Below are 8,965 nucleotides of genomic sequence, written 5' to 3'. Positions count from 1 at the left end.
CGACATGTTCATTCTCGGCGCTTGCGGTGTCGACACCGCACTGGGCGTCACCGCGCTTGATGCGGCCGAGGCCGAGATCAAGCGTGTCATGATCGCGCAAAGCAGCCTTCTCACCATCGCGGCAACCACAGACAAGTTGGGCACGGTCGCGCCGTTTAAACTCGCCGACGCGACGCGGATCGACCATCTCGTGGTCGAGGACGAAGCCAAGACGGAGGCTTTTCGCCAGCTCGATATCGAGGTGCACCCCACTTGATTAGCAGGTGACCTAGCCCCGCTACGTCCGCTTTCGAGTCAGCATCAGACCGACTTAAGACCGTAGTGGGGTCGAGGGACAGACAGGGCGCAATTGGGGTGGTAGGCGGACCTTTTTTCAATGAGCCAAAGAGCGGCCATTGTTTTGGCTGTGACCCACCCTCGCAGGCGGGTCACCGCTCAATCAATGCGACGTATAGCTTGGAAACAGCACGTCGAGATCAAGCACGGCAATGAGTTGGTCGCCGCTCTTGACCAGCTTGGCGACGCTGCTTTCGCCACGTCCCTTTCCGTTCGGCGCAGGACGCAGGTCTTCGGGCTTTGCAAAGATTATGTCGGAGACCGTATCAGCGATTACGCCCACATCCCGATCGCCCAGCGATACAACAAGGATCACCTTGCTCGCCTCCTCTTCGGCGCTGTGGGCTCCCAGCATGGCGGCGAGATCATAGATCTCGACGATGCTGCCGCGGATATCGAGCACACCGCAGGCGCCATAAGGCTGACTGGGCATCGGCGTTGTTTGTGACCATTTGCGGATTTCGCGGACGGACATGATCTCGATGCCAAAGAGGCGCTGGCCGCAGGTGAAGGTCACAAACTGGTTGGCTGTTGCGGCATCCGCGGCTCCAAGGGTCGAGCCGGCCGGCTGGGGCTCTTGATCAGACAGGAAGTCCATCAGAACTCGCTCCAGTCTTGCTTGACCGCTGCATTGCCGTGGCTGAGGTAGGACTTGGCGGCAGTCTTGACCTTGTGCTGGAGGGCGCGGATGCCTGTCTTGGCCGGTGCTGGTGCGACCCGGCTTGGTGGCGCGGAGTGCCGCTCACCGCTGCTGTCGATTTTGAACACGTCCACGATCTTGTCGAGCTCAACCGCCTGAGCCTCTGTCTGCTCGATCGCAGCATTGGTTTCTTCCACCAGCGCCGCATTGTGCTGGGTCATCTCGTCCATCTGGCGAATGGCGGTGGTGACTTCGGCGATAGCGGAAGACTGCTCGCCGCTGGCCGAGGAAATGCCCTGCATGAGAACGCTGTTTTCCCGCACTGCCTCAAGGATCGCCTGCAGCTTTTGCGCGGCATTGTCGACGAGCTTGGTGCCGCCGCTCACTTCCACCGAGCTCTGCTCGATCAGCGCCTTGACGTCGGCCGAAGCCTGGGCGGCAGACTGCGCCAGGCGCCGAACTTCCACGGCCACCACCGCGAAGCCCTTGCCGGCTTCACCCGCCCGAGCTGCTTCAACTGAGGCGTTGAGGGCCAGGAGGTTAGTCTGGAAGGCAATGTCGTCGATCAGGCCGATAATGTTGGAGATCTTGTTCGACGAGGTGCTGATCCGGTCCATGGCCTGGGTGGCTTGTTCCATCACCTGACCGCCTTCATCGGCCAGCAAGGCAGCCGACTGGGTGCGCGATGCTGCATCCTGTGCCTTGCGGGCATTGTCGGTTACGGTGGTCGCCAGCTGTTCCATGGCAGCAGACGTTTCTTCAATGGCGGCTGCCTGCTTGGTAGTGCGCTCGGCCAGGTCATTGGTGCCAGCCAGGATCTCGCCCGTGGCAGACTTGAGAGCCCGCGAGGTGCCGCGCAGCTGACCAACAACGTCGGACAGAGTATCTGCCACCCTGTTTGTATCATCGCGCAGCGAGGCAAAGGCGCCGCGATAGCTGCCTTCCATGCGCTGCGTCAGGTCGGTGCGCGCCAAGGCGGCAAGCACATGACCCGCTTCGGTGAGGCCGGCGGACACTGTTTCCAGCATGCCATTGAAGTTCGTTGAGATGCGGTCGATATCGGCATCGCCGAACCGGCCCTCGATGCGCTTGGAGAAGTCGCCTTCGACAGTCGCCTCGACCACGCTGTCGAATGCACCCTGGAAGTTCTGCATCATGGCAGCACGTGCAGCTGCGGCTTGAGCGCGCGCTGCTTCGTCCTGGCTCATGGCCGCGACCTTGATGCCGTTCTCCCTGAACACCTGAACGGCGGCGGCCATGGCGCCGATCTCGTCGTGGCGTCCGGTGTAAGGGATCTCCGCTTGCAGATCGCCCTCAGCCAGATCGCTCATGGACTGGGTAATGCGGCGGATGGGTTTGGCGACGCCTTTCATTCCGAAGATCACCGAGCCGATCAGCACCAGCACCACCACGATCCCCAATGCCATGCTGAGCAGTTGTGCGGACTGCATTTGCTGGTTCATCGATGCGTTCTCTTCCGCAGCTCGCGATTTTGCGGTCTCGATGCCTTCCGCAAAGAGGTTGTTCATCTGGCCGGCTATGGCGTCCATCTCGTCAAGGATCTGCCTGCGTGCCGTGCTGGTTGCATCAGTAACAAGGAGACCTCCAGCAATTTCGCCAGCGATCACGCTTTTAAGCTGGTCAACATGGCTATAGTAATCAGCCGCAAAGGCTTGAAGCTTCTCAACCCGCTCCTTGTTCGCAGCTGAGACCATCAGTTGGTGAGCTTCGTTGAGGAGCGGCGTCATCTCCGCATATTCGGATGATGCGAACTGTTCACCGGACGCGAGTTTGTCTGCAGTTGTAGCAAGACGCATCTCACGTGTGCCCACGCGCATCCCCTGCAGCGATCCTTCGGCGTCGACAATGTTGCGGGCGATGGTGGACTGCCGCATTGCCATATCAGCCGCGACTGACACCGACTGGTTGGAGACTGCGCCTACTGCAAGCATGCCGACAACTAGCGCCACGCCAAGGCCCGAGGACACAGCCAGCTTTGATCCCAACTGCAAACGAGAAAGAATACCCATGTTACCCACTATCGAATAAATCTGACGCTCTGCGCCAGCTATTGCCAACTTTGAAGATCAGGCACAGCTCGTTGCGGCAGGCTGCGGATTCTCGTTTCGATCTCTAGCGAGAGAATATAGCGTTTGTTGCTTAAGAATATGTGTTGTATCAGGTATTAAGCTTGGATGTTCTTGGAACGAGCAAACTGTATTCCAAGACAACTTGCTTGTTCTAAGCTCAACATTTTTGCTCCGGGTACAAAAAAACTGTTCCGGGGTCGGGAAAACTGGTATCTAGGGGGCTATGTTGGGAACTGTTCACGTCATCGATGATGACAGCGCCGTACGGGATGTCATCGGCATCCTGTGCCGGTCCATTTCCACCCCATATGCGGAATATCCCTCAATCGAGGCATTCGATCAAAGCGAGGGTAGGACGCAGGCTGGATGTATCCTGCTCGACCTTCGGCTTCCTCGCTTAGGCGGCCTGCCAGGTGTGCAGCACATTTGCAGCAGCTATCCCAACCACCCGGTCATCGTCATGAGTGCCTATGCGACCACACGTACTGTTGCCCTGTCGATGAAAGCCGGCGCTGTCGATTTCTTCGACAAGCCGTTCGTGTCCCAAGACCTGCTTGATAGCATCCAGCAGGCTTTGGCTACCTCAAGAGACGCAGAGACGCCCCCCGAGCTCAAGATCAGGCTCGAACTTCTGAGCAGTACGCAGCGCCGTGTGATGTCGGTTCTGGCGCACGGCGCGAGCGACGACGAGGCGGCGGTCGCCCTGTCGCTTCACAAGAAGAGCATTCAGCGGCACCGCCGAAGCGCCTTGGAAAAATTGATGCTCAGTCCTGGCGAAGAAACTAAGTTGCTCGGACTGCTCGATGGCCCGTCAGTCCAAGGCGTTTCCTAGCTTGGGCCAGAATATGTGAACTTTGGTGCCCTCTCCGGGTGCACTTTCAAGCCTGATCGTGCCTCCAGCATTGCTCACAATGCCATGAACGATTGCCAGCCCCATTCCGCTGCCCTCGTCAGGCGCCTTAGTGGTGAAGAATGGGTCAAAGGCTCGTGCTCTTGTTTCCGCATCCATGCCACGACCGTTATCGGCCACCAGCACATGGGCGAAGCCGCCGGCGGATAGCCCAGGTTCATGCTCGAGCGCCCCAACTTCGCTGACGCACACATCGATCTTGGGGTCCGCGACGTTAGCGGTAGCATGCTGCGCATTTGTAAGAAGATTGAGCATCACCTGGTGCAAGCGGCTCCGTTCGGCAACAATGATCGGGCGGGAGTCGATGCGGGTGGTCAAGGAGAGATCATCAGTAAGACCACTGCGAAACAGCGCCATTACCTGGCTGACCTCGTCCGCCAACTTCAACGGCACTGGCGAGACCACTTCCCTGCGGGTGAATAGCCGTATTTCGCCTATGAGGTCCTGGATGCGCTGGCTAGCGTCGAATATTTTGAGCACCATCTCCTGCTCTTCCGAGCCTTCCGGCAGCTTGGCTGCAAGCAGTTGGCTGAGGCTGGAGATGGGGACCAGCGTATTGCCCACGTCATGGGCAATGCCGCCAGCGAGGGTCCCAAGAGCCTCAACGCGTTGCCTGTGCTGCGCCCGTTGCTCGATCACGGCACGCTGCTCGGCCGCTAGCTGCTCTACTGTCACATCGGCGACCACGCCCACATAGTGGGTTACCTGCCCACCGGCATCCTTGAGAGGAGAAATCGACAGGTCATTCAAGAACAGCCGCCCGGACTTAGTGTAGTTCCGTATCTTGGCAGTGGCCGGAACACCCCTGGCGAGCGCATCTGCGAGAACCCAACGCGCCGGCTGCTCCCGGTCATGGGCCTGCAAGAACCGGCAGTTCCTCCCCACCACTTCTTCTTCCGTATAGCCTGTGATCCGGCAGAACGTCTCATTCGCGAATATGATTGGGGCACCCGGAGACAGCTGATCAGTGATGACGAGACCTTCGCGTAGCGCTCCGACTGCCAGCTTCAAGAGGTCACGGATCATGAGCAACTCCTGCCGTTTAAGGCAGAACCCGGCTTGATCTAGTCAGTTCCTGAACGAAAAAATACCGCCGTGGCGACATCTATAACGACAATTTATCAGAGAACCGCCCCATGAGCTCCTGCTTACCACCTGCGACGGAGCATTTAGTTCAACGGCGGACCAGACGCTCTGGGGTAGAAGGCCGCCGAAAGGTTCCGGCAACCTTCTTATTGATCAGTTCACGCGGCCGAAGGAATGCGCGCAATGACCTTAATCTCGAAGTCGAAGCCGGCCAACCAGTTGACCCCGAGGGCCGTCCAGTTCGGATAGGGCTTGGAGTTGAAATAGCGGTTTTTGATCTTCATGAAGGGCTCGAACTGCTTTTCGGGATCTGTGTGGAAGCTAGTGACATCGACGATGTTGTCCAAGGTCGCACCAGCCGCGGCGAGAACAGCTTGAAGGTTCTGAAAGGCGCGCTCGACCTGCTGGGAATAATCGGGCTCGGGGGATCCATCGAGACGGCTGCCAACCTGGCCAGAGACAAAAAGCAAATCGCCCGAGCGAATGGCGGCGGTATACGGCTCGTATGCGGGATTTTAGATGGCCAATAGACGCCAGGCGATGATGGAAGAGAACCGGCTGAGGCTGGTCGAAGCCGGGCGGAAAGCCTTCGCGGCGCAAGGATATGCAGCCGCTTCAATGGACGACCTGACAGCATCGGTGGGACTGACGCGCGGCGCGCTCTATCATAACTTCGGCGACAAGAAGGGCCTGCTGGCAGCGGTGGTGCACCAGATCGACAGTGCCATGGCACGGAGGGCGCGAGAGATTGGGGCCAGCAAGACTGATGCCTGGGAGGCGTTACTTGCCGAGGGCGCCGCCTACATTGAGATGGCTACGGATCCAGAGGTTCAGCGCATAGTCCTTCTTGATGGACTGCGGTGCTGGGGGATCCCTCAAAGTGGCCGAGCCAAGATAGTTGTCTGCAAAGCATCAGGCGGACAGTGGAGCGCCTGATCGCTGAAGGCCGCATGAAGAAAGTTGATCCCGATGCCGCGGCACGGCTGATGAATGGCGCGGCGCTCAATGCCGCCCTGTGGGTGGCAGCAAGCGATGATCCAGCCAAGACTTTGCCCAAGGTCGTGGAGGCGTTCAATGCGATGGCCGCGGGCCTGCTGATCAGCTAGGGACGCAAAGGCCGCCTTCCTGCAAAAACCCTTTGGCTTGCAGTCGATCCGAGGCGAGAGCGGTGTGGCAGGCTCCTACCTTCTTCAGCGGCATGCCCGCTTCGCGGTTCTCATTTCGATGCGAAGTCTGTCTTCTTGTTCTCAAGCGACGTCTCGCTGAAGTGGCGGCGTTTGCCACTCTAATGGCGCCTTCCGCCAAAGAGCTGCTCCGTCCACCTCGCTAGTTTGATCAAGCCAAACAAGCGAGGACATCATGAGCAACCCGATCAACACCGCCGACTATATCCCTTCAGCCGCCCCTACCCCGGTCATCTCGATCTCACCGGTGGTCTTGCAGGCGCCTGGCCGCGCCGTGGAGCTTGAACTCAAGATCTCCGCGCCGATTGTAGGTGAGAACCTCCCCATCCTCCTCCTGTCGCACGGCCATGGCCAATCGATGTATCTCTCCTCCCGCCGCGGCTATAACCCGCTTGTGGACTTCTACGCGGCCCGCGGCTTCGTCGTCATCCAGCCCACCCACCAGGACTCAAAAGGCACTCGGCCTTGATCCTGCGGGCCCGGAAGGCGCACTGTTCTGGCGCTCACGTGCACAGGATATGAAGCTCGTTCTCGACAACCTGGACCAGATCGAAGCACAGGCGCCCGGTATCGCAGGGCGCCTGGGCCGGGACCGCGTCGTCGCCATCGGCCATTCCATGGGCGGCCACACGGTGGCGATGCTCCTGGGCATGGTCGTCAATGACCCCGTGTCGGGTGATCTGATCAGCCTTGCGGACGAACGGATCAAGGCAGGTGTCATGCTGGCTCCTCCCGGCCTGGGCAAAGACATCGCCGCATTCGCAGGGGGGCACTATCCGGTGTTGGGTACGACGACCTACGATGCCATGACCGGGAAGGGACTGGTGGTTGCCGGCGACAAGGACCAGCACCCCAATTTCTCGGCTCGTCACGACTGGCGCAGCGATGCCTACACCCTGAGCCCTGGCCCGAAATCGCTCCTCACGCTCTATGGCGCCGAGCATTCGCTTGGTGGCGTCTCCGGATACGACGTCGCGGAAGCCACCGACGCTGACCCTGAACGGCTGGGCCTGGTCCAGCGGCTCACCTGGGCCTACCTGCGCAGCGCGGTATATCCTGAGGACAGCGCCTGGGCAGACGCTTCGGCGGCACTCTCCACACACCAACCCTCCCAGGGTCGTATCGACAGCAAGTAGCTCCGTGTTCCCTGCCCTTCCGACCAAAAGCCGGAGGCGCAGGGCCTCACCAGCTCGGGGCAACTTCTTTGTTGCCTCGCCTCACCAAATTCAACACCATTCCTTTGTCACCGCTCGTCTGGATTCCATAATGAACTCCGTGGTCTACGACAGATGCAAGTTTCCTCAGGCCTTTTGGCGAGCGTTTGGGCAGGTGGGTTTGCCGCCTTCCATGGTTCTCAAACAGGCGCGCCTCCCGTCGACACTGCACACTGACCCTCGCGGTCTTATCAACACCGCCCAAGTCTTTGCCATCTGGCAGGCAGTCGAGGAGTTGACCGGGGCGCCAGATTTCGCCTTCAAGCTGCTCGATGCATTCGACACGTCTGGACACCAACCTGCGTTTCTCGCTGCAATCTACGCAGCCGACTATCGCGACGCCATTCTGCGCATCCTGCGACTAAAGCGTCTGGGAACTAGCGAAGTTATCCAGGTTGAGGAGAGCGCCGGCGAGTTCACTCTCTACAAAGACTGGCCGTCTGCGACGAGTCCTGAACCCGCATTGTCAGTGGATCTGACCTTCGCATTCCTTGTGCAGTTGGGACGTAGAGGCATGGGACAGAGGATCACACCCCTCAGGGTGGATTTTCAGCGTGCAGGATCCGCCAGCGATGCGCACGCGGCCTTCTTCGGTGCGCCCATCCGGTTTGGTGCCCAACGTGACCTCATAGTACTGCGGTCGTCGGACCTGGATCGTCCATTTCCGGGCCAGAATCCAGAATTCCTGGACATGCTCACCCCTACTCTTGAAGCGGCGCGCGCTGACCTGGAGGTCACCTCCTTTGCTGAGCAAGTCGTGCATGCGCTCAAGCGGCGTCTGGCGAGCGGACGCCCAGACATAGCTGCTGTGGCCCGTGATCTCGGTACCAGCGAGCGGACCCTCCAACGCCGCATCACAGAGCATGGAACAACCTTTCGCGCACTGCTGATCGAGGCGCGTCAGGAACTGGGTGAACAGCTCCTGCTAGATCCATCTCTTGGGATAGACGAAGTTGCGTGCCTGCTGGGCTACCAGGACACCAGCTCCTTCTACAGAGCCTTCAATGAGTGGAACGGCATACCGCCTAGTAGATGGCGAGCGCAGAACAGCAGGAACTCAGAAAGCCAACCGTTGGCCGCCGCGGTAAATTGAACCCGCACGTCTCAAAGCCCTGCCTTCAAACCGTCCCAGCCCTTTCTGACGAACTAGGCAAGCCGTCTAATGTCAGCTTTCGGTGAAACTCAGAAGTACCTGCTATGTCCGAAATGGGGTCGTGAGCCGCCGATCCGCAACGCGCCCCATTCCAGTCCTTCAGAATGGAACTCCCATTTCCGGAAAGCTGCCGTTCCATTTCGCAGCTGAGAATGTCGCCATTGGGATGGAGAGCTGACGGGTTGCTCCCGCCAATCATGCTCAATGCGCAGGCAACTCTTGCGACTTAGGGCTTACTTCCTGTGAGATTTGCTGAAAGCGCATGCTGGATCAGCTCAAGCAGTTGCTCCCCCGCCGCAGCGATGTTGAACCCAACGTCGGCTAGAAGACTATCGATCAGCCCGCAAATACC

Annotated in this window: 7 protein-coding genes and 3 pseudogenes; 6 read left to right on the top strand and 4 right to left on the bottom strand. The window is 59.3% G+C overall.

The genetic code is table 11. The features are described 5' to 3' along the window. Positions 1-256, top strand: a pseudogene (locus VIL88_RS12595) (DeoR/GlpR transcriptional regulator); the annotation flags it as partial. 183 nt (positions 257-439) lie between these two features. Here VIL88_RS12595 and VIL88_RS12590 read toward each other — a convergent pair. Both VIL88_RS12590 and VIL88_RS12585 read right to left on the bottom strand, forming a co-directional pair. After that, the gene (locus tag VIL88_RS12590; RefSeq protein WP_331989356.1) at positions 440-934 is read right to left on the bottom strand and encodes a chemotaxis protein CheW; all 495 of its coding nucleotides are present in this window, start codon (positions 932-934) and stop codon (positions 440-442) included. Continuing rightward, a complete protein-coding gene (locus VIL88_RS12585) occupies positions 934-3,006 on the bottom strand; it encodes a methyl-accepting chemotaxis protein (protein ID WP_331989354.1) in 2,073 nt (690 codons plus the stop codon). The genes VIL88_RS12590 and VIL88_RS12585 overlap by 1 nt, the downstream gene beginning before the upstream one ends. A 286-nt stretch (positions 3,007-3,292) precedes the next feature. Here VIL88_RS12585 and VIL88_RS12580 point away from each other — a divergent pair, with 286 nt between their 5' ends. Next, the gene (locus tag VIL88_RS12580) at positions 3,293-3,898 is read left to right on the top strand and encodes a response regulator transcription factor (RefSeq protein WP_331989352.1); all 606 of its coding nucleotides are present in this window, start codon (positions 3,293-3,295) and stop codon (positions 3,896-3,898) included. Here the strand turns inward: VIL88_RS12580 and VIL88_RS12575 are convergent. Together VIL88_RS12575 and VIL88_RS12570 are read right to left on the bottom strand one after the other, a co-directional pair. Next, a complete protein-coding gene (locus VIL88_RS12575) occupies positions 3,878-5,002 on the bottom strand; it encodes a two-component system sensor histidine kinase NtrB (RefSeq protein ID WP_331989350.1) in 1,125 nt (374 codons plus the stop codon). The two genes, VIL88_RS12580 and VIL88_RS12575, sit on opposite strands and share 21 nt — an antisense overlap. 218 nt (positions 5,003-5,220) lie before the next feature. Further along, positions 5,221-5,559 (bottom strand): annotated as a pseudogene (locus VIL88_RS12570) (RidA family protein); the annotation flags it as partial. Between the two features lie 22 nt (positions 5,560-5,581). On the opposite strand from VIL88_RS12570, the pseudogene VIL88_RS12565 reads away from it, so the two are divergent. From VIL88_RS12565 to VIL88_RS12550, 4 genes and pseudogenes are all read left to right on the top strand, one after another. After that, positions 5,582-6,168: pseudogene (locus VIL88_RS12565) on the top strand (TetR/AcrR family transcriptional regulator). 253 nt (positions 6,169-6,421) lie between these two features. After that, positions 6,422-6,715: a hypothetical protein gene (locus VIL88_RS12560; RefSeq protein ID WP_331989348.1), complete on the top strand. Its 294-nt coding sequence runs from the start codon at positions 6,422-6,424 to the stop codon at positions 6,713-6,715. A gap of 49 nt (positions 6,716-6,764) precedes the next feature. Then, positions 6,765-7,382 (top strand): hypothetical protein, encoded by a 618-nt coding sequence (locus VIL88_RS12555; RefSeq protein ID WP_331989346.1) that lies wholly within the window; start codon positions 6,765-6,767, stop codon positions 7,380-7,382. A 130-nt stretch (positions 7,383-7,512) separates the two neighbouring features. Continuing rightward, on the top strand, positions 7,513-8,553 hold the full coding sequence (locus VIL88_RS12550; protein WP_331989344.1) for an AraC family transcriptional regulator: 1,041 nt from the start codon (positions 7,513-7,515) through the stop codon (positions 8,551-8,553). The last annotated feature ends 412 nt before the right edge of the window (positions 8,554-8,965 follow it).

Origin of the sequence: Devosia sp., from assembly GCF_036563435.1 — a bacterium.
Lineage (GTDB): Bacteria > Pseudomonadota > Alphaproteobacteria > Rhizobiales > Devosiaceae > Devosia.
The sequence above is the reverse complement of the archived record's forward strand: the minus strand, read 5'-3'. Positions and strand labels throughout refer to the sequence as shown.

Coding starts and splice junctions, on each gene's coding strand:
- VIL88_RS12590 (WP_331989356.1), bottom strand. CDS start 934: ATGGACTTCCTGTCTGATCAAGAGCCCCAGCCGGCCGGCTCGACCCTT.
- VIL88_RS12585 (WP_331989354.1), bottom strand. CDS start 3,006: ATGGGTATTCTTTCTCGTTTGCAGTTGGGATCAAAGCTGGCTGTGTCC.
- VIL88_RS12575 (WP_331989350.1), bottom strand. CDS start 5,002: ATGATCCGTGACCTCTTGAAGCTGGCAGTCGGAGCGCTACGCGAAGGT.
- VIL88_RS12560 (WP_331989348.1), top strand. CDS start 6,422: ATGAGCAACCCGATCAACACCGCCGACTATATCCCTTCAGCCGCCCCT.
- VIL88_RS12555 (WP_331989346.1), top strand. CDS start 6,765: ATGAAGCTCGTTCTCGACAACCTGGACCAGATCGAAGCACAGGCGCCC.
- VIL88_RS12550 (WP_331989344.1), top strand. CDS start 7,513: ATGAACTCCGTGGTCTACGACAGATGCAAGTTTCCTCAGGCCTTTTGG.